Genomic DNA, 21,947 nt, shown 5'->3' with positions numbered 1-21,947 from the left:
TTTACCCTGAGCACGGCTCGATGGTTACTCGCCAGTTAAACAACCAGCCAGTTGTGCAGTGTTGCCGCAGGCCCGGAGGACGTCGTGAGCGAAACCCAGACCCTGATCGAGAACCGGCCGCCTTCGGTGGCGACCCTCTTCACCGAGCGCGTGGCAGCCACGCCGGACGGCGAGGCATACCGGTATCCCGTGCCCCCCGCCTCGGGCTCGGGCCCCGACGACTGGAAGTCCCTGAGCTGGGGCCAGGCCGCCGAGCGGGTCTACGCCGTCGCGGCCGGACTGATCGACCTGGGCGTGAACGCGGAGGAGCGGGTCGCGCTCGCCTCCTCCACCCGGGTCGAGTGGATCCTCGCCGACCTCGGCGTGATGTGCGCGGGCGGCGCCACCACCACGATCTACCCCTCCACCAACGCCGAGGAGTCGGCGTACATCCTCGCCGACTCCTCGAGCCGGGTGCTGATCGCCGAGGACGCCGCCCAGCTGGCCAAGGCGCGGGAGAAGCGCACCGAGCTGCCCGAGCTGAAGCACGTCGTCGTCATCGACCCGGCCGGCGTCGAGCCGGACAGCTCCGAGCCGGAGGGCTGGGTCCTCACCCTGGCCGACCTCGAGGCGCGCGGCGGGAAGTACCTCGCCAAGAACCCGGACGCGGTCAAGGAGCGGGTCGCGGCGATCACCGCGGACCAGCTGGCGACGCTCATCTACACCTCGGGCACCACGGGCCGCCCCAAGGGTGTGCGCCTGCCGCACGACAACTGGTCCTACATGGCGAAGGCCATCGCCGCGACCGGCCTGGTCACCAAGGACGACGTGCAGTACCTCTGGCTGCCGCTCGCCCACGTCTTCGGCAAGGTGCTGACCTCGGGACAGATCGAGGTCGGCCATGTCACGGCGGTCGACGGCCGCGTCGACAAGATCATCGAGAACCTTCCGGTCGTCCAGCCGACCTACATGGCGGCCGTTCCCCGCATCTTCGAGAAGGTCTACAACGGGGTCGCGGCCAAGGCGCGCGCCGGCGGCGGCGCCAAGTACAAGATCTTCCAGTGGGCTGCGGGAGTCGCCCGCGAGTACGCGAAGGTCACGCAGGACAACTTCCGCCGCACCGGTAACGCGACAGCCCCCTTCGGCCTGAACGCCAAGCACAAGGTCGCCGACGCGCTCGTCTATTCCAAGCTGCGCGAGGCGTTCGGTGGACGGCTGCGCGCCGCCGTCTCCGGTTCCGCCGCGCTCGCCCCCGACATCGGCTACTTCTTCTCCGGCGCCGGCATCCACATCCTCGAGGGCTACGGTCTGACGGAGTCGAGCGCCGCCTCCTTCGTCAACCCGGGCGAGGCCTACCGCACCGGCACGGTCGGCAAGCCGCTGCCCGGCTGCGAGGTGCGCATCGCCGACGACGGCGAGATCCTGCTCCGCGGCCCCGGGATCATGGAGGGCTACCACAACCTGCCCGAGAAGACCGCCGAGGTCCTCGAGGCCGACGGCTGGTTCCACACCGGCGACATCGGCGAGCTGTCCGCCGACGGCTATCTGCGGATCACGGACCGCAAGAAGGACCTGATCAAGACGTCCGGCGGCAAGTACATCGCGCCCGCCGAGGTCGAGGGCCAGTTCAAGGCGGTGTGCCCGTTCGTGTCCAACATCCTGGTGCACGGCGCGGACCGTAACTTCTGCACCGCGCTGATCGCCCTGGACGAGCCGACGATCCTCGGCTGGGCCGAGGAGAACGGCCTGGGCGGCAAGAGCTACGCCGAGGTCGTCGCCTCCCCGCAGGCCGAGCAGCTCATCGAGGGCTATGTGAAGCGCCTCAACGAGGGGCTCCAGCGCTGGCAGACCATCAAGAAGTTCCGGCTGCTCCCGCGTGACCTGGACATCGAGCACGGCGAACTGACGCCCAGCCTGAAGCTGAAGCGTCCGGTCGTGGAGCGCGAGTACAAGGACCTGATCGAGGACATGTACGCCGGTTCCCGCGAGGCGTGACCCCGCACGCACAGCGGCGGAACGGAGCCGGACCGACGGCCGTTCCGCCGCATGCGTGTGTGCTCTTTACGCCTTCCTGCCGGTTTCCTTCCCCCTAGTTCGGTGACTCGGTGCTTATGAGCCCCCTCGGTCTGTCACTCTGTCGGTGTCATAAGCGGCGCACGCCAGCACCGACCAGGAGCCGCAGGTGGGGTCCATTCCGATGCAGCGCGAGACCGGCAACTCTTCGACTCCCGTGTGGCCGGCACGGTTCGACCCCAGGCTGGTCGCGCACACCAGCCTGCCCGGCAACCTCCTGGCCCCGGCCGCGGCACGCCGTTTCGTGCGCGACGCCGTCGACGGGTGGACGGGTCTCGGTCTCCTCGCCGGCGGCTCCTGCGCCGACCGGCTGGCCGACGACGCGGCTGTCGTCGTCAGCGAGCTCGTCACCAACGCCGTCGTGCACGCTGGCACCGCGGCGGAACTGCTCTGCCGGTTCGAGGACTCCACGCACGAGGAACCGGCCGCGCTGGTGGTCGAGGTCTCCGACCACCATCCCGCCAGCGCCGTCACCGGCGGGCCGTACAGCGCCGACGAGTCAGGGACCGCGGACTACGGCCGTGGCCTTCAGCTCGTCGCCTCGCTCGCGGAACGCTGGGGCATCACCTTCCATGCCGCGCTGAAGACCGTCTGGGCCCGCCTGCCGCTCGACGGCCGTGACGTCCGCCCGCCCGCCGCCGCGTACGCGGCACCGCCCGCCCGCCGGGGCACGGACGGGACGGAGACGTCCGTGCCGGGACGCGGGCGTGACGACCTGGAGTGGGTGAGCCGCGGTGCGCCCGCGTTCCTCGCCGAGGCGTCCGACCTGCTCGCCGGGCAACTGGACGAGGACATGGTCGCCGCGCTGGCGGGCCAGCTGCTGGTGCCGCGGCTCGCCGACCGGTGCGCGATCTGGCTGGACGGCGGAACGAAGGCGCACGGACACGGGGCCGGGGGAGGAGGGGCCCGGGCGAGGCTCGTCGGGGTGTGGCACAGCGACGAGGCACGTGTCGGGCCGCTGCGGGAGGCCCTGGGCGAGGAGCCGCCGCTGCTCCCTCTCGTCTCGGACGGCGGACCGGTCCCGGTGGCCTGGCCGGACGGGACCCGCGGCGAGCACCCCGCGTCCCCTTACGGCGGCGCGGTGACGCACGACGCCCCTCGCACGTGGGGGACCGCCGGGGCGCCGCACCCGCCCATGCCCGGCGCCGACACTCCCTTCCCGGGCGTGGCCGGGCCGCCCGCCGTCACCGGCACCCAGGAGCCGACGGGCCCCCTTCCCGCCGACGATGAACCGGCCACCGCCCTGGCGTACCGCCTCGGAGTCGGCGGCCACCGTCTCGGCGTGCTGCTCGTCGCGCAGAACGGCCCGGCGGGTGTCCCCGCCGAAGTGGCGGCCCTCATCGAGGACTTCGCCCGACGGGTCGCCCTGGCCGTCAGCGCCGCCCGCCGGTACACCCGGCAGGCCACCATCAGCCGCGTTCTCCAGCGCGGCCTGCTGCCCAGCAGGGTGGGACAGATCCCGGGCGTCGAAACGTTCCTGGTCTACGAGCCCAGTGACGACGGTGTCGCCGGCGGCGACTTCTACGACGTCTTCCCCGCCGGGTCCGGCGGCCGCTGGTGCTTCATGCTCGGCGACGTCCAGGGCAGCGGGCCGGAGGCCGCCGTCGTCACCGGTCTCGCCAGGCCCTGGCTGCGGCTCCTCGCCCGCGAGGGCTACGAGGTCGGCCAGGTCCTCGACCGGCTCAACGGCCTCCTCCTCGACGACGCCATGGAGGCGGCGGAGGCGGCGGCCCTGATCGTCACCGGCGGGCACGGGCCCGGCCTCCCGGACGGGCAGCACGCGCGCTTCCTGTCGCTGCTGTACGGCCAGGTCGTGCCGTCACCGTCCGGCGACGGCGGCGCCCGCTGCACTCTGGCGAGCGCCGGGCACCCGCTGCCCCTGCTGCTGCGGCCCGACGGCACCGTACGGGCCCTCGCCGAGCCGCAGGTGCTGCTCGGGGTCGTCGACGACGTCGCGTACCAGAGCCACACGTTCGACCTGGATCCCGGTGACACGCTGCTGTGCGTCACCGACGGGGTGACCGAGCGGCGCTCGGGATCGCGGATGTTCGACGACGAGGACGGTCTCGCGGCCGTGCTGTCCGGATGCGCCGGGCTCACGGCGCAGGGCGTCGCCGAACGGATCAGGGCCGCGGTGCACGCGTTCGCGCCGACGCCGCCCGGGGACGATCTCGCGCTGCTGGTGCTCCAGGCGGGGCGACCTGCCGGGTGACGGACAATGGGGGCATGCCTTCCGTACTGCCTGACGGCGAGCCCATGCCCGAGGACGGCGCGCTGCCCGCGTCCGCCCTCCACGGCGCCGAAGCCCGGCCGCTGGCCTTCTACCTGCACGTGCCGTACTGCGCGACGCGCTGCGGCTACTGCGACTTCAACACGTACACGGCCACCGAGCTGCGCGGCTCGGGAGGAGTGCTCGCCTCCCGCGACAACTACGCAGAGACCCTGGCGGACGAGGTCCGCCTGGCCCGCAAGGTCCTCGGCGACGACCCGCGGCCGGTGCGGACGGTGTTCGTCGGCGGGGGCACTCCGACACTGCTGGCCGCCGATGATCTCGTACGGATGCTGGACGTGGTGCGTCAGGAGTTCTCTCTCGCCGACGACGCGGAGATCACGACGGAGGCGAACCCGGAATCCGTCGACCCCGCCTATCTGGCGGCCCTGCGGGAGGGTGGCTTCAACCGCGTCTCCTTCGGTATGCAGAGCGCACGGCAGCACGTGCTCAAGGTGCTCGACCGCACGCACACCCCCGGCCGGCCGGAGGCGTGCGTCGCCGAGGCGCGGGCCGCGGGCTTCGACCATGTGAACCTGGACCTGATCTACGGCACCCCCGGCGAGAGCGACGACGACTGGCGGGCCTCGCTGGAGGCCGCTGTGGGCGCGGGACCGGACCATGTGTCGGCGTACGCGCTGATCGTGGAGGAGGGCACACAGCTCGCGCGCCGCATCCGCCGCGGTGAGGTGCCCATGACCGACGACGACGTCCACGCCGACCGCTATCTGATCGCGGACGAGATGCTCCGCGCGTCCGGCTACGACTGGTACGAGGTGTCCAACTGGGCAACCTCGGCAAAAGGCCGCTGTCTGCACAACGAGCTGTACTGGCGCGGTGCCGACTGGTGGGGCGCCGGCCCGGGGGCGCACAGCCACGTCGGCGGCGTGCGCTGGTGGAACGTAAAGCACCCGGGCGCGTACGCGGCAGCCCTGGCGGAGGGCCGTTCGCCCGGCGCGGGCCGCGAGCTCCTCCCCGAGGAGGACCGCCGCGTGGAGCGCATCCTGCTGGAGCTGCGGCTGCGTGAGGGCGTACCGCTGGACCTCCTGCGCGAGGCGGGCCTCGCGGCGGCCGCCCGTTCCCTGGCCGACGGGCTGCTGGAGCCCGGCCCGTACGAGGCCGGTCGCGCGGTGCTGACCCTGCGGGGACGGCTGCTGGCGGACGCGGTGGTGCGGGACCTGGTGGACTGATCACCCGCCGGAGCGAATCCCTGCAGAAGGACCGTTCGACTACCTACGGTGTCCCTAGCCTGCTGCTCGAAGAATGCGGCGGACGACGAGGGCCACGGAGATGACCGCTGTGGATGACCGGCCTGTTGCATCGATTGCCGACCTCTACGAGAACCTGCATGTTCCCGAGGGGTTCAAGGCGGAGCTCTTGCGGGGGGAGATCGTCATGATGGCAGGGCCCGACTGGGTCCACAACATGATCGTTCTGCAGGTACAGAAGCAGATTCTCCGCCTTGAGCGCTGGTATCCGCTCCAGACCCAGGACCTTGCCATCCCCGGCGAGTCGAGTGAGCCCCAGCCGGACCTCGTGGTGCATGAAGAGGGGGCTTTCGAAGGCCCCGGCCGCCTCGTTCCCGCGCCTGCCGTCACGTTGGTCATGGAGGTGGTCTCCAAGACCAGCGCCGACCGCGACTACCGGCTCAAGCCCTCGATGTACGCGGCCGGGCAGGTGGACGCCTACCTGATCGTCGACCCGTTCGCGGCCCGCTGCGTCCTTCTTACGGAACCCACAGGTTCGGGCGAGGCAGCCCGGTACCAGGTGGAGCGCACCGTCAAGTTCGGTGACCCGCTGCCTGTGGACGTGCTCGACCTGACGCTCGACACGTCCCGGTTCCGGACCCTGCCGGTCTCTCCCCGCTAGTCGGACACCGTCACGAAGTCGATCAGCTCCTCGACCCGCCCCAGCAGCGCAGGCTCCAGGTCCTTGTACGAGCGGACCTTGGAGAGGATGTGCTGCCAGGCCGCGCCCGTGTTCTCCGGCCAGCCGAGGGCGCGGCAGACGCCCGTCTTCCAGTCCTGTCCGCGCGGCACCGTGGGCCACGCCGGGATCCCCACGGAAGAGGGCTTCACCGCCTCCCACACGTCGATGTACGGGTGGCCCACCACCAGCACGTGCGGGTCCGTGACCGAGGCCGCGAGACGGGACTCCTTGGAGCCCTCGACCAAGTGGTCCACCAGGACGCCGAGACGGGCGTCAGGACCGGGGGAGAAGTCCGCCACGATCGACGGCAGGTCGTCGACGCCTTCCAGGTACTCGACCACCACGCCCTCGATGCGCAGGTCGTCGCCCCACACCCGCTCCACGAGTTCCGCGTCGTGGCGGCCCTCCACATAGATGCGGCCCGCGCGGGCGACCCGGGCCCGGGCACCGGGAACGGCGAGAGAGCCGGAGGCCGTTCGGGACGGACGGGACGGGCCCGCCGGGGTCGGACGGACCAGCGTGACGACCTTGCCCTCCAGCAGGAAGCCCCGCGGCTCGAGCGGGAACACGCGGTGCTTGCCGAAGCGGTCCTCCAGGGTGACCGTGCCCGCCTCGCAGCGGATCACCGCGCCGCAGAAGCCGGTCGACACCTCCTCCACCACCAGCTCGGGGTCGGCCGGGACCTCCGGCACGGGCTTCGACCGCTTCCACGGCGGCGTGAGATCAGGGCTGTAGCTGCGCATTCGCACGACGATACGGCCGCACGCCGCTACGACACGCCGAAACGCGCCGCCAGTTCGTCGCGCTGGGCCCGTACGAACGCCGCGTCGACCACCGCGCCGTGCCCGGGGACGTACAGGGCGTCCTCGCCGCCGAGCGCCAGCAGTCTGTCGAGGGCGGCGGGCCACCGCGGACCGACGGCGTCCGTGCCGGCCTGGGGCTCCCCGGACTCCTCCACCAGGTCTCCGCAGAACACCACCTCCCGTTCCGCGGGCACCAGCAGCGCCAGATCGTGGCCCGAGTGGCCGGGGCCCACGTTCGCCAGCAGCACCTGGCGCCCTCCCAGGTCGAGCGTCCACTCCCCGGACACCGCATGCTGCGGCGCCACCACCATGTCCGCGGCCTCCGCCGCGTCCTCGGGCGCGACCCCGTGCCGGATCGCGGTGTCGCGGATCTCGTCCCGCTCCCGGCGCAGCAGCGTGTCCATGCCCACAGCCCCGTACACCTCCGCCCCCGAGAAGGCGGCCGTGCCCAGCACATGGTCGAAATGGGGATGGCTGAGTGCGATGTGCGTCACGCGGCGCCCGCCCGTCAGCGCCTGCGCCTGGGCGCGCAGCTCGGCGCCCTCACGGAGCGTGGAGCCCGTGTCGTACAGCAGCACCCCGTCCTCGCCCGCGACCAGGCCGACGGTCGCGTCCCATCCCGGGAGGCGGCGGCGGCCGACTCCCTCGGCCAGCCGTTCCCAGCCGAAGTCTTCCCAACTGACGTCCATACGGCGACGCTATCCGCATCACATCCGCATCGACCTGCGCGGGCCGCACGAGCGCGTGTCCGACCGCACGGTCGGCCGCCCTTGCTACCTGTGTACCCCGCAGCCGTACACTGGCCGGGGGAATGCTGGCACTCGGGCGCACCGAGTGCCAGGACACACAGAGGAACCACAGCTGGAGGTGCGCGAATGCTCAGCGAACGCAGGCTCGAGGTGCTGCGCGCCATCGTCCAGGACTACGTCGGCACCGAGGAGCCTGTCGGCTCCAAGGCCCTCACCGAGCGTCACAACCTTGGCGTCTCCCCGGCCACCGTCCGCAACGACATGGCCGTGCTGGAGGAGGAGGGCTTCATCGCCCAGCCCCACACCAGCGCCGGACGGATCCCCACGGACAAGGGATACCGGCTGTTCGTCGACCGGCTGGCCGGCGTCAAGCCGCTGTCGTCGCCGGAGCGCCGCGCCATCCAGAACTTCCTGGACGGGGCGGTCGACCTCGACGACGTCGTGGGACGTACGGTGCGGCTGCTGGCGCAGCTGACCCGGCAGGTCGCCGTCGTGCAGTACCCGTCGCTGACCCGGTCCACGGTCCGGCACGTGGAGCTCCTCTCCCTCGCGCCCGCCCGCCTGATGCTCGTGCTGATCACGGACACGGGCCGGGTCGAGCAGCGCATGATCGACTGCCCCGCCCCGTTCGGCGACGCCTCACTCGCGGACCTGCGGGCCCGGCTCAACAGCCGGGTCGTGGGGCGCCGCTTCGCGGACGTCCCGCAGCTGGTGCAGGATCTTCCCGATTCCTTCGAGCACGAGGACCGCGGCACCGTCTCCACGGTGCTCTCCACACTGCTCGAGACCCTGGTCGAGGAGACCGAGGAGCGGCTCGTGATCGGCGGCACCGCCAATCTGACCCGCTTCGGACACGATTTCCCGCTGACCATCCGGCCCGTGCTGGAGGCGCTCGAGGAGCATGTGGTGCTCCTCAAGCTGCTCGGCGAGGCGAATGAGTCGGGCGGTATGGGCATGACCGTACGTATCGGTCACGAGAACGCCCATGAAGGCCTCAACTCCACGTCCGTGGTCTCGGTCGGCTACGGTTCGGGCGACGAGGCAGTAGCGAAACTCGGCGTGGTCGGACCGACCCGCATGGACTACCCCGGAACGATGGGAGCGGTACGCGCAGTGGCACGTTACGTCGGACAGATCCTGGCGGAGTCGTAAGTGGCCACGGACTATTACGCCGTACTCGGCGTACGCCGCGACGCATCGCAGGACGAGATCAAGAAGGCCTTCCGCCGCCTCGCGCGCGAACTCCACCCGGACGTGAATCCGGATCCGAAGACGCAGGAGCGCTTCAAGGAGATCAACGCCGCGTACGAGGTGCTCTCGGACCCGCAGAAGAAGCAGGTCTACGATCTCGGCGGCGACCCGCTGTCGCAGGCAGGAGGCGGCGGCGCCGGGGGCTTCGGCGCGGGCGGCTTCGGCAACTTCTCCGACATCATGGACGCGTTCTTCGGCACGGCGTCGCAGCGCGGACCGCGCTCGCGCACCCGCCGCGGCCAGGACGCGATGATCCGGCTGGAGATCGAGCTCAACGAAGCGGCCTTCGGCACCACGAAGGACATCCAGGTCGACACGGCCGTCGTCTGCACGACCTGCTCCGGCGAGGGCGCGGCACCCGGCACATCGGCGCAGACCTGCGACATGTGCCGAGGGCGCGGTGAGGTCTCGCAGGTGACACGGTCCTTCCTGGGCCAGGTCATGACGTCGAGGCCCTGCCCGCAGTGCCAGGGCTTCGGCACGGTCGTGCCGACCCCGTGCCCGGAGTGCGCCGGCGACGGCCGCGTCCGGTCGCGGCGGACGCTGACGGTGAAGATCCCGGCCGGTGTCGACAACGGCACCCGGATCCAGCTCGCGGGCGAGGGCGAGGTCGGCCCCGGCGGCGGCCCCGCCGGTGACCTGTACGTCGAGATCCACGAGGTCGCCCACCCCGTCTTCCAGCGGCGCGGCGACGACCTGCACTGCACGGTGACGATCCCCATGACCGCGGCGGCGCTGGGCACGAAGTGCCCGCTCGAGACGCTCGACGGCGTGGAGGAGGTCGACATCCGACCGGGCACGCAGTCCGGCCAGTCGATCCCGCTGCACGGCCGCGGCATCACGCACCTGCGCGGCGGCGGCCGGGGAGACCTGATCGTGCATGTCGAGGTGACGACGCCGACGAAGCTGGACCCGGAGCAGGAGCGACTGCTGAGGGACCTGGCGAAGCTGCGGGGCGAGGAGCGGCCGCTGGGCCAGTTCCAGCCGGGCCAGCAGGGGTTGTTCTCGCGGCTGAAGGACGCGTTCAACGGGCGTTAGCCGGTGGCGGGGCGACGCGGCCGCTGCGCGGGCCGTTTCCCCTGCCCTCCCCCTGCGGCCCGGCGGCGCCCGGCGGCCGTGGGGGACCACCCCCACTTCCCGAACCGGGGCAGGCCCCGGAGCCCGTACGCCCTGCGGGCGGCGTACCGTGCTTCGCGCGGTGCCCTCAATCTCCCCCTGCGGCCCGGCGGCCGTGTGAAGTGCCCCCGGGCGGGCTGAAGTTGCCAGGCGACCCCAGCCCCGCCGGCTTTTGAGGCGCGAGGGTGCGGTGGGGGTCCCCACGCCGCCAGGCGTAGGGGGAGGAGCCCCCGAACACCGCCCGGAGCCCGGTGCCGCGTCCGGGCGGAGCACGGATTCGGGAAGCGGGCCCCACGGCCGCCGGGCCGTAGAGGGTGAACACGCCCCGCACGGGCGCTACGCGGAATGGGGGATTCGGACCCGTCGCGGGGACGTGGCACGATGCCTGCATGTCGTCATCCGCGCTGGTCGGCCTCTGCCGTCATCCGATCGTGCAGGCTCCCATGGCCGGCGGTGCTTCCTGTCCGCAGCTGGTCGCCGCCGTGTCGGAGACCGGTGCGTTGGGCTTTTTGGCCGCCGGGTACAAGACGGCGGACGGGATGTACGAAGAGGTCAAGCAGGTCCGCGGGCTGACCGCGCGGCCCTTCGGCGTCAACCTGTTCATGCCGCAGCCCGGCAACGCCGACCCCGCCGCCCTGGGCGTCTACCGGGACCAGCTCGCCGGTGAGTCCGCCTGGTACGAGACGCCGCTCGGTGATCCGGACAGGGGACGGGACGACGGCTACGACGCGAAGCTCGCGATCCTGCTCGACGACCCCGTCCCGGTCGTGTCGTTCACCTTCGGCTGTCCCTCGCGCAGCGTCATCGAGTCGTTCAGCAAGGCGGGCACCTTCACGATCGTGACCGTCACCACGCCGGAGGAGGCGCAGGCGGCCCAGTGGGCAGGTGCCGACGCGGTGTGCGTGCAGGGTGTCGAGGCCGGCGGCCATCAGGGCACGCACCGGGACGACCCCGCGACCGACGGGTCCGGTTACGGACTGCTCACGCTTCTCGCACTGGTGAAGGAGACCGTACAGATGCCTGTCATCGCCGCCGGCGGACTGATGCGCGGCAGTCAGATCGCCGCGGTCCTGGCGGCCGGGGCGGACGCCGCCCAGCTCGGTACCGCGTTCCTGGTGTGCCCCGAGTCGGGGGCGCACCAGGTGCACAAACAGGCCATGACCAACCCGCTGTTCGTACGCACCGAGCTGACCCGGGCCTTCTCCGGGCGGCCCGCGCGGGGCCTCGTGAACAGGTTCATGCGGGAGCACGGGCCGTACGCGCCGGCCGCGTACCCCGAGGTGCACCATCTGACGAGCGGGCTGCGCAAGGCCGCCGCGAAGGCGGGCGACGCGCAGGGCATGTCGCTGTGGGCGGGACAGGGGCACCGGCTGGCGCGTGAGATGCCCGCCGCCCAGCTTGTGGGGGTGCTCGCCTCCGAGGCGGACTCCGCACGGGCCGCGCTGTCGCTCGGCGGTGGTGTGTGATGACCGCTCCCGTCTTCCTCGTCGAATCGCTCGCAGGCGTCGCGCCCGGCGCGGCCGTCGTCCTGGACGGCCCGGAAGGGCGGCACGCCGTCTCGGTGCGCCGGCTCCAGCCGGGCGAGGACATCGTCCTCACGGACGGCGGCGGCCGCGGAGCGGCGGGCTCCGTCGTCTCCACGGAGGGCAAGGACCGTCTGACGGTGGAGGTGCGCGAGTGTCCCGAGGAGCCGCAGCCGACGCCCCGCATCACCGTCGTGCAGGCGCTGCCCAAGGGTGACCGCGGCGAACTCGCCGTGGAGACCATGACCGAGACCGGCGTGGACGCGGTCGTGCCGTGGTCGGCGGCGCGCTGCATCACCCAGTGGAAGGGCGAACGCGGCGCGAAGTCGCTCGCCAAGTGGCGGGCGACGGCCCGTGAGGCGGGCAAGCAGTCGCGCAGGCTCCGCTTCCCGGAGGTCGCGGAGCCGGCAACGACCAAGCAGGTCGCGGCACTTCTGGCGGACGCGGACTTCGCCGCGGTGCTCCACGAGGAGGGCGCCATGCCGCTCGCCACGGCAAAGCTCCCCACGGAGGGCTCCATCGTGCTCGTGGTCGGCCCCGAGGGCGGGGTGTCCCCGCAGGAACTCGGCCTGTTCGCGGAGGCGGGCGCCGGGCCGTACCGGCTGGGGCGCAGCGTGCTGCGTACGTCCACGGCCGGCACGGCGGCGACGGCGCTCCTGCTGGGCCGCACCGGCCGCTGGTCCTGAACGGGGCGCGGCCCGAGGCCCAGCCGCGATGGGGGTCCCGGGGCTCAGCCCCGTAGGGCTGCTTGTCGGCCCGACCGGCCGGAACGGGCGGTCCGTCGAATCCCCCCGCCGGCAGGGGTCGCCCGAGACCCGGCCGGCGGGGGCGGTCCCAGGGGCAGTCGGCCGGAAGACGCGGTCCGGTGACTCAACGGGCCGGCAGGGGCGGCGGTCCGAGGACTCAGCCCGCCGGTAGGGGCGGTGGCCAACAGGCCGGCAGGCGCCGTCCGGAGCCTCAGCCCGCCGGTCCCGCCGGGACGTCGGCGGCCACCGCGTCGAACAGCGGCCACCCGTCGGTCTCGACCGTCGTCGTCGTTCCCGGCAGGAGACCGCGGGCCGTTGCCGCGTCGAGGAACCGCCGTGCCACGCCCGGCTCGTAGAGATTCAGCCACGTCCCGCCGGAGACCACGGCACCCGCCTCGAAGTATCCGCCGGACACGACCCGGCCGGGACCTTCCCGGAAGACGACCGCCACCCGCCGCTGCGTCCCCTCGCGCCGCAGCCACAGCGTTGTACGGCAGTCACGGGTTCCGGCGCCGTCCCGGGTGTGCCGGTGTCTCACCGACCACATGTACACGTTGTCCGCGTCCACGACGAGGCGGCGGGCGCGCCGGAGCTTCCTGGCCATGGCCCGACCGTACGGGCCCCACCATGGCCGCAACCACTCTTTTACCGGCGGGGCGGTGCTGGCACTCTGGCTTCATGCCCGCCCGGACCAGAGCACGGCGCGCCTTGGCCGCGATCGCCGTCGCAGCAGCGGCAGTTCCCGCCCTCGTGGCCTGTGAGCCCACCGCAGGAGGGCTGAACACCGGTGCCGTGGCCGTCACCACCGACCTGACCGCGACCAGCACGCTCGAGCGGCTCGAGTTCGAGGTCGCCTGGCTCAGCTGCACGGCGAAGGCCGACATCCCTGTCACCGCCTCGCCGGGTTCGACCGCCTCGCCCGGTACCGGTCCGGGACGTGCCACCGTGGACTGCCAGGGTGAGACCGGATCCGGTCAGGACATCACCGTCACCGGCAAGGTGACCGAGGAACGCGGCGGGAAGTGTGTCCGCGGCGATCTGACCGCCAGGATCGAGAAGAAGATCGTCTTTCAGGCGACCATGCTCGGCGACTGCAGCGCCGCACCGAGCAGTGCGCCGGCCGCTGAACCTCCCGCTCCCGGAGGGCCGTACCCGACCGTCACGGTCACCGTCACCGAAACGGTGACCGCTCTTCCGGGCAAGTGATCCAAAAACCGCACCCCTGAGGCTCCCACCTGCCTAGGGTGACGGTGTGACGCACCCTGCCTACCTCCGGTATCCGCATCTGCACGGCGAGTTGATCGCCTTCACCGCCGAGGACGACGTCTGGGTCGCGCCGCTCGACGGCGGCCGGGCGTGGCGCGTGAGCGCCGACAACATGCCCGTGAACCACCCCAGGATCTCACCCGACGGCACCCGTATCGCCTGGTCCTCGTACCGGGACGGCACGCCGGAGGTCCACCTGGCATCTGTCGAAGGCGGCCCTTCCGACCGGCTCACCCACTGGGGCAGCCACAGGACCTCCGTACGGGGCTGGACCCCCGACGGCAGGGTCCTGGCGCTCACCACGCACGGGCAGGCGTCGCTGCGCCGCACCTGGGCGCACGCGGTGCCGCTCGACGGCGGCCCCGCCGGCGTCCTCCCGTACGGGCCCGTCGGCGGCGTCGCGTACGGCCCGCGCACCCTGCTGCTGTCGGCCACCATGGGGCGTGAGGCCGCGGCCTGGAAGCGCTACCGCGGCGGCACGGCGGGCAAGTTGTGGATCGAGGGGGAGACCGAGGGCGAGTTCGTACGCCTCCACGAGGACCTCGACGGGAACGTCGAGTACCCCCTGTGGGTGGGCGAGCGGGTCGCGTTCCTCTCCGACCACGAGGGCGTCGGCGCCCTCTACTCGTCCCTGCCGGACGGCTCGGACCTGCGCCGCCACACCGGCGTCGACGGCTTCTACGCCCGCCACGCGGCGACCGACGGCACTCGTGTCGCCTACACCTGCGCCGGCGAACTGTGGCTGCTCGACGGCCTGGACGGTGAGCAGCCGCGCCGTCTGGACATCCGGCTCGGCGGCCAGCGCACCGATCTCCAGCCACGGCCGATCGACGCAGGCCACCACCTCGGCGCCGCGGACCCGGACCACACCGGCCGCGGCAGCGCCGTGGAGATCCGCGGCGGCATCCACTGGGTCACCCACCGCGGAGGACCCGCGCGTTCGCTCGCCGTCGAACCGGGCGTACGGGCGAGGCTGCCGCGTACGTTCGGTGTCGACGGCGAGCAGTACGTCGTGTGGGTGACCGACGCGGAGGGCGACGACGCGCTCGAGTTCGCGCCCGCCACCGGTACCGCCCCCGGCGCCACTCCGCGCAGGCTCGCCGCGGGCCGGCTCGGCCGGGTGCTGTCACTCGCCGTCGCCCCCGACGGCAGCCGTGCCGCCGTCGCCTCGCACGACGGACGGGTACTCCTCGTGGAACGTGAGACGGGCGAGGTCCGTGAGGTGGACCGCAGCGAGCACGGCGACGCCGACGGCCTCGTCTTCTCGCCCGACTCGGCATGGCTCGCCTGGTCGCACCCCGGCCCGAGCCCGCTGCGGCAGATCAAACTCGCCAACACCGGTGATCTGAGCGTCTCCGAGGCGACGCCGCTGCGGTTCGCCGACTTCCAGCCGGCGTTCACCCTGGACGGCAAGCACCTCGCGTTCCTCTCGGAGCGGGCCTTCGACCCCGTCTACGACGCGCACGTCTTCGACCTCGCCTTCGTCGGTGGCTGCCGGCCGCACCTGATCACCCTGGCGGCCACCACGCCCTCGCCCTTCGGTCCGCAGCGGCACGGGCGGCCCTTCGAAGCGGACAAGGACGGCTCGTCGGAGACGGACGACGGATCGGCGCCCACCACCCGGATCGACCTCGACGGGCTCGCCGACCGCATCGTGCCGTTCCCGGTCGAGGCCGCCAGCTACTCCACCCTGCGCGCGGCCAAGGACGGACTGCTGTGGCTGCGCCACCCGCTGCGCGGCGTCCTCGGCGCAGGCCGCGCCACCGCCGACGACCCGGGGCCGCGGACCACCCTGGAGCGGTACGACCTCGGGCAGCAGCGGGTCGAGGAACTCGCCTCCGACGCCTCCTACTTCCGAGTCAGCGGCGACGGCAAGCGGCTGCTGCTGTACACCGGCGACAAGCTCAAGGTCGTTCCCAGCGACCGCGAGGCCTCGCACGACGGCGGGGACAACGACAGCGCCGCGAGCGTCACCGTCGACCTGTCCCGGGTGCGCCGCACCGTCGAACCGGCCGCCGAATGGCGGCAGATGTACGACGAGGCCGGGCGGCTCATGCGGGACCACTTCTGGAGGCCCGACCTCGGCGGTGTCGACTGGGCGGGCGTCCTCGAGCGCTACCGGCCCGTCCTCGATCGCGTCGCGACCCACGACGACCTCGTCGACCTGCTGTGGGAGGTGCAGGGTGAACTCGGCACGTCACACGCGTACGTCGTCCCGCACGGCGACCACGGCGACGCCTCCACCCGGCAGGGACTGCTCGGCGCGGACATCTCCCGCACCGAGGAAGGCACTTGGCGAATCGATCGCATCCTGCCCTCCGAGTCCTCCGACCCCCACGCGCACTCGCCGCTGGCCGCGCCCGGCGTCGCCCTGCGCGCCGGTGACACGCTCCTCGCCGTGGACGGCCGGCCCGTCGACCCGGTCAGGGGCCCCGGGCCGCTGCTCGTCGGCGCGGCCGGCAAAGCCGTCGAACTGACCGTCTCACCGGCGGGCGGCGGCGACCCCCGGCACGCCGTGGTCGTCCCCCTCGCCGACGAGGAACCCCTGCGGTACCACGCGTGGGTCGCCGACCGGCGCGCCTACGTGCACGAGAAGTCCGGTGGCCGCCTGGGCTATCTGCACGTGCCCGACATGCAGGCCCCCGGCTGGGCGCAGATCCACCGCGACCTGCGGGTCGAGGTGGCGAAGGACGGCCTGGTCGTGGACGTGCGGGAGAACCGCGGAGGGCACACCTCGCAGCTTGTCGTCGAGAAGCTGGCCCGCCGCATCGTGGGCTGGGACCTGCCGCGCGGAATGCAGCCGTCCAGCTACCCGCTGGACGCGCCGCGGGGCCCGGTCGTCGCCGTGGCCAACGAGTTCTCCGGCTCCGACGGCGACATCGTCAACGCGGCGATCAAGGCGCTGGGCATCGGCCCGGTGGTCGGCACGCGCACCTGGGGTGGCGTCGTGGGCATCGACAGCCGCTACTCCCTCGTGGACGGCACGCTGGTCACCCAGCCGAAGTACGCCTTCTGGCTGGAGGGTTACGGCTGGGATGTGGAGAACCGCGGCGTCGACCCGGACGTCGAGGTCGTCCCCGCCCCGCAGGACCACGCGGCGGGACGCGACCCGCAACTGGACGAGGCGGTGCGTCTGGCGCTGGAGGCACTCGCGTCGACCCCGGCGAAGCAGCCGCCGTCCCTTCCCTAGCCGCTGCCGGGCCCCGGTCCGCCCTCCCGGCCCCTTGGCCGGAGACGGGCGGGCCGCGCCCGGGCCGAGCCGGAGGCGGCCGGGCCGATAGCATGCCGACGGAAGTGGTCGAGCTCGAGGGAGGACCGGGGAATGGCCGGAGAACCGCAGGCGGACTGTCTGTTCTGCAAGATCGTCTCAGGGGAGGTGCCCGCCACGGTCGTGCGTGAGACGGAGACCACCCTGGCCTTCCGCGACATAAACCCCCAGGCCCCCACGCACGTCCTCGTCATCCCCAAGGCGCACTACGCGGACGCCGCCTCCCTCGCCGCCGGCGCGCCCCAGCTGGCCGCCGACGTGCTGCACGAGGCCGGGCAGGTCGCCGCCGACGAGAAGGCGGACCGGAGCGGCTACCGGGTCGTCTTCAACACCGGGTCCGGCGCCGGGCAGACCGTCTTCCACGCCCACGCGCACGTCCTCGGAGGCCGCGGCCTCGAGTGGCCCCCCGGCTAGACCGGAGGACCGCTCAGTGTCCGTACGCGAACTCGTGGTGCTGGGTACCGCCAGCCAGGTCCCGACCCGGCACCGCAATCACAACGGCTATCTCCTGCGCTGGGACGGCGAGGGAATCCTCTTCGATCCCGGGGAGGGCACCCAGCGGCAGATGCTGCGCGCCGGGGTGTCCGCGCACGACATCAACCGGATCTGTGTCACGCACTTCCACGGTGACCACTCCCTCGGTGTCTCCGGTGTGATCCAGCGGATCAATCTCGACCAGGTGCCGCACCCGGTGTCCGCGCACTACCCGGCGAGCGGGCAGCGGTTCTTCGACCGGCTGCGGTACGCGACGGCGTACCGCGAGACGGTGGAGCTGAAGGAGGTCCCGGTCGCCGCCGATGGCGTCGTCGCGCGGACCGGCGGGTACACGCTCCACGCGCACCGGCTGTCGCACCCCGTCGAGTCGTACGGCTACCGGCTCGTCGAGCCGGACGGCCGTCGGATGCTGCCCGAGAAGCTGGCCGCGCACGGTATCAAGGGCCCGGACGTGGGCCGGCTCCAGCGGGACGGCGAGCTCGGCGGCGTCACGCTCGACGACGTGAGCGAGGTGCGCCGGGGTCAGCGGTTCGCGTTCGTGATGGACACCCGGCTCTGCGACGGCGTACATGTGCTCGCAGAGGGCTGCGACATGCTCGTCATCGAGTCGACCTTCCTCGACGAGGACGGCCGGCTGGCCGCCGAGCACGGCCATCTGACCGCGGGTCAGGCAGGTGCCGTCGCGCACCGGGGCGGCGTGCGCCACCTCGTGCTGACGCACTTCTCGCAGCGCTACACCGACGCCGCCGCCGAGTTCGAGCGGCAGGCCAGGGCGGCGGGTTTCGACGGCGAGGTGACCGTCGCCAGGGACCTGTGGCGCATTCCGGTGCCCAAGCGGTCCTGAGGCGACGGTCCCTCGCGGCGGTCCGCGGCGCGGTTCCCGTTTCGGCGCGGGGCCGGTTCAGCGGGTGGCGGGGCCTGTCCAGCCGGCCGGCACATGGGCGACGCGCACCCGCTGCGGGTGGTCCCCGACGGCGACGGAGGCGACCTTCTTACCGGTGGCGAAGTCGATCGCGGTGACGGAGTCGGAGCCGCTCTCGGAGATGACGCAGGACTTGCCGTCGCCGCTGACGGTTGCCCAGTAAGGCTTGGAGGCGGGCACGGGCGTGCTCTCCCGCAGGGTCGCCCGGTCGACGACGGTGGCGTAGTCGTCCATCGTGCCCGCGACGCACAGCTTGTCGCCGCTGGGGCTCATGGACATGCCGTGGTGGCGTGAGTCGTTGACCCAGGTCGTGCGGTCCTCACTGGTCGCCGGGTTCTTCGGCAGGGTCTTGACCCTGCTGACGCGGTCCGTGGCCACGTCGTACTCGACGAAGCCGTTGAAGAACGACACCTGGAAGTAGAGCGTGGACTCGTCGGGGGTGAGGGCGACGGGCCGGAGGGAGTCGGAGAGGTCCTTGCGGCCGAACGCGTCGAGCCGCTCCCGCATGTCGATGACCTTCACCTGCTGGTAGGTCCGCGTGTCGACGACGGTGATGCGCCGGTCGCCCTTGGTCCAGTCGAGCCAGGGGGCGTCGAGCGCGGTGTTGACCTCGCCGATGGACATGTTCCAAAGGCGCCTGCCGCCGTCGGTGAAGACGTTCTCGTGCGGCTTGTCGCCGGTCTTGAACGACCCGGTCTGCTCGCCGGTCACGATGTCGAGGACGTGCACGGTGTTGGACGTCGAGGCGGAGACGGCGACGCGCGTGCCGTCGGGGGAGACGGCCATATGGTCGGAGCGGAAGCCGGAGACGGGGAACCGCCAGTTGATCTTCCCGGTGGCGAGGTCGATCGAGACGACGTCGGCGAAGCTGGGGCGGGAGACGACCATGGCGGTCCCGTCCGGGGTCGAGTACATGTCGTCGACGAACTGGTCGTGCCCCTCCCCGGGGCCCTGGCGGATGCCGAGGAAGAAGGCCAGCTTCAGCGGGTCGAGGTAGATCTCCCGCAGACGCTCCTCCTTGTCGGGGATCACGTTGACGCGGCCGATCCTCCCGAAGTCGCCCCGGGCCTCGATGACATCGGCGGTGCCGTCCCAGTTGTTGCCGACGAACATCACCTCCCGCAGTCCCGCGGCCTGCTCGCCCGCCGGGCCGGTGACGCGCGCCGGTCCTGAAGTGAGCGCCGCCGGAGCCGCGTTCGCAGTCACCGAACCGGTGGCGGCCAGGGCCAGGGCTGCGACGGCCGCACCCACGGCCCGCCTGGTGCTGGACAGAGACATCGTCGTTCCTTCCATGAAGGGCGGCCCCATGTCGCGGGCGCAGTCTGAAAACGCATCCGTTCAGATTGGGCTACTGGAAAGTAACGAGCGGTGGCAGGCTTCACAAGACCCCGGACACGCGAAAATGGGTCCGCGACGACGAGGGAGGTGCCAGTGGCGGGCAGGGTCAGACAGCCCACCGGCCGTTACGGAGGCAGGTCGGCGGAGGAGCGCCGGGCGGAGCGGCGCAGCCGGTTCCTCGACGCCGGCCTCCAGCTGTTCGGCGACACGCCCGGCTACCGTGCGACGACCGTGGCGGCGCTGAGCGACGCGGCGGGCCTGTCCACCCGTCAGTTCTACGAGGAGTTCCGCAGCCTCGAGGACGTGCTCGCGGCGCTGCACCTCCAGGTCAACGACTGGGCGGAGGAGGCGGCGCTCGCCGCGCTCGCGGAGGCCGCCGACCTGCCGCTGGCGGAGCGGGCGACGGCCGTCTTTCGCGCGTACGCAGCGAACGTGACGGGCGATCCCCGGCGTATCCGGATCACGTTCCTCGAGATCGTCGGGGTCGGCCCGCAGATGGAGCGGCAGCGGCTGGCGCGCCGGTCCCGGTGGGTGGAATTCATCTGCGCGCAGGCCGCGACGGCGGTGGAACGCGGGGAGGCGGATCCGCGCGACTACCGGGTGGCGGCGGCCGCGTTCATCGGCAGCGTCAACGGGCTGCTGCACGACTGGACGGTCGGGTGGGTGGACGCGACGCTCGACGACCTCGTCGACGAACTGGTCCGGATGCTGCTGGGGATCCTGCGTCCGGCCGTGCCGTGGCGGGCGGGGGCTCCGTAGCATTCCGGCGGCGCCGCGGGGCGGTGACTCCGTGGCGTCCGGCCATGGCGTGGCGCGGGTGCGTAGCGGCCCCCTGCCCGGTGGCGGACCGGCCGTCGGGCAGCGGGCCGGCCCGCATTCACCAGCGCGGCACCGGTGGTGCGGTCCACCCCGGCTCCGCCGCCCGCATCGCCGCCGCGTCGTCCCGATCACGCATGGAGCCGTCGTCGTCCAGCCAGCGCCTGTGCAGCCGGGCCAGCCGCTCCTGGTCCAGTTCGACGCCCAGTCCGGGCAGGTCGCTCACAGTCAGGCGGCCGTCCCGGAAGGTGAGCCGCTCGGTGACGACGTCCTCGGTCTGCCACGGGTAGTGGCTGTCGCAGGCGTGGTCCAGGTTCGGCACGACCGCCGCGACATGCGTCATCGCGGCGAGGCTGATGCCGAGATGGGTGTTGGAGTGCATCGACAGCCCCACGCCGAACGTCCGGCAGACGGCGGCCAGTTCCCGGGTCGCCTGGAGCCCGCCCCAGTAGTGGTGGTCGGAGAGGACCACCTGTACGGCGCCGCGGGCGAAGGCCTCGGGGATCTCGGCGAAGGTGGTCACGCACATGTTCGTCGCGAGGGGCACGTCGGTGCCCGCGGCCACCTCCGCCATCCGGGCCGTGCCGCCGGCCGGGTCCTCCAGATACTGCAGGACGCCACCGAGCTCCTTCGCGACCTTGAGCGACGTCTCCACCGACCAGGCGCCGTTGGGATCGAGCCGCAGATGCTGCCCCGGGAAGGCCTCGGCGAGCGCCCGGACCGCCGCGATCTCCTGCTCCGGTTCGAAGACGCCGCCCTTGAGCTTGAAGGACGTGAAACCGTGCTCGCGGGCGAAGCGCCGGGCCTGGGCGACGATACCGGCCGGGTCGAGCGCGGCGCCCCAATCGTCCGGCTCGCCCGCACCGTTCGGGTGCCGGGCCCAGCGGTAGAACAGGTAGCCGCTGTAGTCGACGGCGTCCCTGACCTTGCCGCCCAGGAGAGCGTGAACGGGCAGCCTCAACGTCCTGCCGAGTGCGTCGAGGCACGCCACCTCGAAGCCGGACACCACCGACAGGCGCAGCTTGGCCGTGGTCTGTACGCCGCGCAGCCCCCCGACGTCCACGGCGTCCGCGCCGGTCGCCTCCGGCGAGTCGCCGCAGACGCGCTCCGCCAGCCGGTGCAGGGTGTTGAGGTCAAAGACGGCGTGGCCGGGCAGCGCGTCGGCCAGCGGGGCGGCCAGGTCGAGGTACTTGGTGTCGCCGTAGGTCTCGCCGATACCCGTCACACCGCCGGCCGTCACGACCTCGACGATCAGCCGCGGGGTGTACGGCTGGTGCACACCCTGGGTGTTCAGCAGGGGAGGGTCGGCGACCAGGATCGGGGTGAGCCGTACCTCGCTGACGGTCAGGTCCTGCCCCATGCTGTCTCCCCAGGGATCGCGTACAGAGCCCGTGCATGTATGAG

Annotated in this window: 18 protein-coding genes; 13 read left to right on the top strand and 5 right to left on the bottom strand. The window is 72.3% G+C overall.

All coding sequences use genetic code 11. From position 1 onward, the window contains the following. The first annotated feature begins 84 nt into the window (after nt 1–84). The 4 genes from MDN94_RS01750 (at nt 85) to MDN94_RS01735 (ending at nt 6,190) form a co-directional block, all read left to right on the top strand. Nucleotides 85–1,974 carry an AMP-dependent synthetase/ligase gene (locus tag MDN94_RS01750; RefSeq protein ID WP_482724236.1) on the top strand — a complete coding sequence of 630 codons (1,890 nt, stop codon included), beginning with the start codon at nt 85–87 and terminating at the stop codon, nt 1,972–1,974. Nucleotides 1,975–2,176: 202 nt separating this feature from the next. Next, nucleotides 2,177–4,264 carry a SpoIIE family protein phosphatase gene (locus tag MDN94_RS01745; RefSeq protein WP_482726971.1) on the top strand — a complete coding sequence of 696 codons (2,088 nt, stop codon included), beginning with the start codon at nt 2,177–2,179 and terminating at the stop codon, nt 4,262–4,264. Nucleotides 4,265–4,278: 14 nt separating this feature from the next. Next, nucleotides 4,279–5,511 carry a radical SAM family heme chaperone HemW gene (gene hemW / locus MDN94_RS01740; RefSeq protein WP_482724235.1) on the top strand — a complete coding sequence of 411 codons (1,233 nt, stop codon included), beginning with the start codon at nt 4,279–4,281 and terminating at the stop codon, nt 5,509–5,511. 100 nt (nt 5,512–5,611) lie between these two features. Next, the gene (locus tag MDN94_RS01735) at nt 5,612–6,190 is read left to right on the top strand and encodes a Uma2 family endonuclease (protein WP_482724234.1); all 579 of its coding nucleotides are present in this window, start codon (nt 5,612–5,614) and stop codon (nt 6,188–6,190) included. Here the strand turns inward: MDN94_RS01735 and MDN94_RS01730 are convergent. Together MDN94_RS01730 and MDN94_RS01725 are read right to left on the bottom strand one after the other, a co-directional pair. Next, nucleotides 6,187–6,993: a DUF3097 domain-containing protein gene (locus MDN94_RS01730; RefSeq protein ID WP_482724233.1), complete on the bottom strand. Its 807-nt coding sequence runs from the start codon at nt 6,991–6,993 to the stop codon at nt 6,187–6,189. The genes MDN94_RS01735 and MDN94_RS01730 overlap by 4 nt on opposite strands. A 26-nt stretch (nt 6,994–7,019) precedes the next feature. Beyond that, on the bottom strand, nt 7,020–7,742 hold the full coding sequence (locus MDN94_RS01725; RefSeq protein WP_482724232.1) for an MBL fold metallo-hydrolase: 723 nt from the start codon (nt 7,740–7,742) through the stop codon (nt 7,020–7,022). Nucleotides 7,743–7,928: 186 nt separating this feature from the next. Between MDN94_RS01725 and hrcA the strand changes: the two genes are divergently transcribed. The 4 genes from hrcA (at nt 7,929) to MDN94_RS01705 (ending at nt 12,378) form a co-directional block, all read left to right on the top strand. After that, on the top strand, nt 7,929–8,954 hold the full coding sequence (gene hrcA / locus MDN94_RS01720) for a heat-inducible transcriptional repressor HrcA (RefSeq protein WP_482724231.1): 1,026 nt from the start codon (nt 7,929–7,931) through the stop codon (nt 8,952–8,954). Beyond that, a complete protein-coding gene (dnaJ, locus tag MDN94_RS01715; RefSeq protein ID WP_441262941.1) occupies nt 8,955–10,091 on the top strand; it encodes a molecular chaperone DnaJ in 1,137 nt (378 codons plus the stop codon). 467 nt (nt 10,092–10,558) lie between these two features. Continuing rightward, nucleotides 10,559–11,635, top strand: a complete 1,077-nt coding sequence (locus MDN94_RS01710; RefSeq protein ID WP_482724230.1) for a nitronate monooxygenase — start codon at nt 10,559–10,561, stop codon at nt 11,633–11,635. After that, nucleotides 11,635–12,378 carry a 16S rRNA (uracil(1498)-N(3))-methyltransferase gene (locus MDN94_RS01705; RefSeq protein WP_482724229.1) on the top strand — a complete coding sequence of 248 codons (744 nt, stop codon included), beginning with the start codon at nt 11,635–11,637 and terminating at the stop codon, nt 12,376–12,378. The genes MDN94_RS01710 and MDN94_RS01705 overlap by 1 nt, the downstream gene beginning before the upstream one ends. Before the next feature lie 271 nt (nt 12,379–12,649). On the opposite strand, the gene MDN94_RS01700 is transcribed toward MDN94_RS01705, so the two are convergent. Beyond that, complete coding sequence (locus MDN94_RS01700; protein WP_482724228.1) at nt 12,650–13,042, bottom strand: hypothetical protein; 393 nt, start codon at nt 13,040–13,042, stop codon at nt 12,650–12,652. A gap of 74 nt (nt 13,043–13,116) precedes the next feature. On the opposite strand from MDN94_RS01700, the gene MDN94_RS01695 reads away from it, so the two are divergent. The 4 genes from MDN94_RS01695 to MDN94_RS01680 all read left to right on the top strand — a co-directional run bounded on the left by MDN94_RS01695 (nt 13,117) and on the right by MDN94_RS01680 (nt 18,311). Beyond that, nucleotides 13,117–13,644: a hypothetical protein gene (locus tag MDN94_RS01695; protein WP_482724227.1), complete on the top strand. Its 528-nt coding sequence runs from the start codon at nt 13,117–13,119 to the stop codon at nt 13,642–13,644. 46 nt (nt 13,645–13,690) lie between these two features. Next, nucleotides 13,691–16,894 carry a S41 family peptidase gene (locus MDN94_RS01690; RefSeq protein WP_482724226.1) on the top strand — a complete coding sequence of 1,068 codons (3,204 nt, stop codon included), beginning with the start codon at nt 13,691–13,693 and terminating at the stop codon, nt 16,892–16,894. A 132-nt stretch (nt 16,895–17,026) separates the two neighbouring features. Then, nucleotides 17,027–17,386: a histidine triad nucleotide-binding protein gene (locus tag MDN94_RS01685; protein ID WP_482724225.1), complete on the top strand. Its 360-nt coding sequence runs from the start codon at nt 17,027–17,029 to the stop codon at nt 17,384–17,386. A 16-nt stretch (nt 17,387–17,402) separates the two neighbouring features. Next, entirely contained in the window at nt 17,403–18,311 is a 909-nt protein-coding gene (locus tag MDN94_RS01680) for a ribonuclease Z (RefSeq protein WP_482724224.1), read from the top strand. A 57-nt stretch (nt 18,312–18,368) separates the two neighbouring features. Here the strand turns inward: MDN94_RS01680 and MDN94_RS01675 are convergent, their stop codons facing one another. Next, nucleotides 18,369–19,667 (bottom strand): YncE family protein, encoded by a 1,299-nt coding sequence (locus MDN94_RS01675; protein ID WP_482724223.1) that lies wholly within the window; start codon nt 19,665–19,667, stop codon nt 18,369–18,371. A 153-nt stretch (nt 19,668–19,820) separates the two neighbouring features. On the opposite strand from MDN94_RS01675, the gene MDN94_RS01670 reads away from it, so the two are divergent. Further along, nucleotides 19,821–20,486 carry a TetR/AcrR family transcriptional regulator gene (locus MDN94_RS01670; protein WP_482724222.1) on the top strand — a complete coding sequence of 222 codons (666 nt, stop codon included), beginning with the start codon at nt 19,821–19,823 and terminating at the stop codon, nt 20,484–20,486. A gap of 118 nt (nt 20,487–20,604) precedes the next feature. On the opposite strand, the gene MDN94_RS01665 is transcribed toward MDN94_RS01670, so the two are convergent. Further along, entirely contained in the window at nt 20,605–21,903 is a 1,299-nt protein-coding gene (locus tag MDN94_RS01665; RefSeq protein WP_482724221.1) for a glucarate dehydratase family protein, read from the bottom strand. Nucleotides 21,904–21,947 lie beyond the last annotated feature (44 nt).

It is taken from the genome of Streptomyces sp. WAC00040 (assembly GCF_056835925.1).
The sequence above is the reverse complement of the archived record's forward strand: the minus strand, read 5'-3'. Positions and strand labels throughout refer to the sequence as shown.

Coding starts and splice junctions, on each gene's coding strand:
- MDN94_RS01695 (WP_482724227.1), top strand. CDS start 13,117: ATGCCCGCCCGGACCAGAGCACGGCGCGCCTTGGCCGCGATCGCCGTC.
- MDN94_RS01710 (WP_482724230.1), top strand. CDS start 10,559: ATGTCGTCATCCGCGCTGGTCGGCCTCTGCCGTCATCCGATCGTGCAG.
- MDN94_RS01675 (WP_482724223.1), bottom strand. CDS start 19,667: ATGTCTCTGTCCAGCACCAGGCGGGCCGTGGGTGCGGCCGTCGCAGCC.
- hemW (WP_482724235.1), top strand. CDS start 4,279: ATGCCTTCCGTACTGCCTGACGGCGAGCCCATGCCCGAGGACGGCGCG.
- MDN94_RS01735 (WP_482724234.1), top strand. CDS start 5,612: ATGACCGCTGTGGATGACCGGCCTGTTGCATCGATTGCCGACCTCTAC.
- hrcA (WP_482724231.1), top strand. CDS start 7,929: ATGCTCAGCGAACGCAGGCTCGAGGTGCTGCGCGCCATCGTCCAGGAC.
- MDN94_RS01730 (WP_482724233.1), bottom strand. CDS start 6,993: ATGCGCAGCTACAGCCCTGATCTCACGCCGCCGTGGAAGCGGTCGAAG.
- MDN94_RS01665 (WP_482724221.1), bottom strand. CDS start 21,903: ATGGGGCAGGACCTGACCGTCAGCGAGGTACGGCTCACCCCGATCCTG.
- MDN94_RS01700 (WP_482724228.1), bottom strand. CDS start 13,042: ATGGCCAGGAAGCTCCGGCGCGCCCGCCGCCTCGTCGTGGACGCGGAC.
- MDN94_RS01705 (WP_482724229.1), top strand. CDS start 11,635: ATGACCGCTCCCGTCTTCCTCGTCGAATCGCTCGCAGGCGTCGCGCCC.
- MDN94_RS01725 (WP_482724232.1), bottom strand. CDS start 7,742: ATGGACGTCAGTTGGGAAGACTTCGGCTGGGAACGGCTGGCCGAGGGA.
- MDN94_RS01745 (WP_482726971.1), top strand. CDS start 2,177: ATGCAGCGCGAGACCGGCAACTCTTCGACTCCCGTGTGGCCGGCACGG.
- MDN94_RS01685 (WP_482724225.1), top strand. CDS start 17,027: ATGGCCGGAGAACCGCAGGCGGACTGTCTGTTCTGCAAGATCGTCTCA.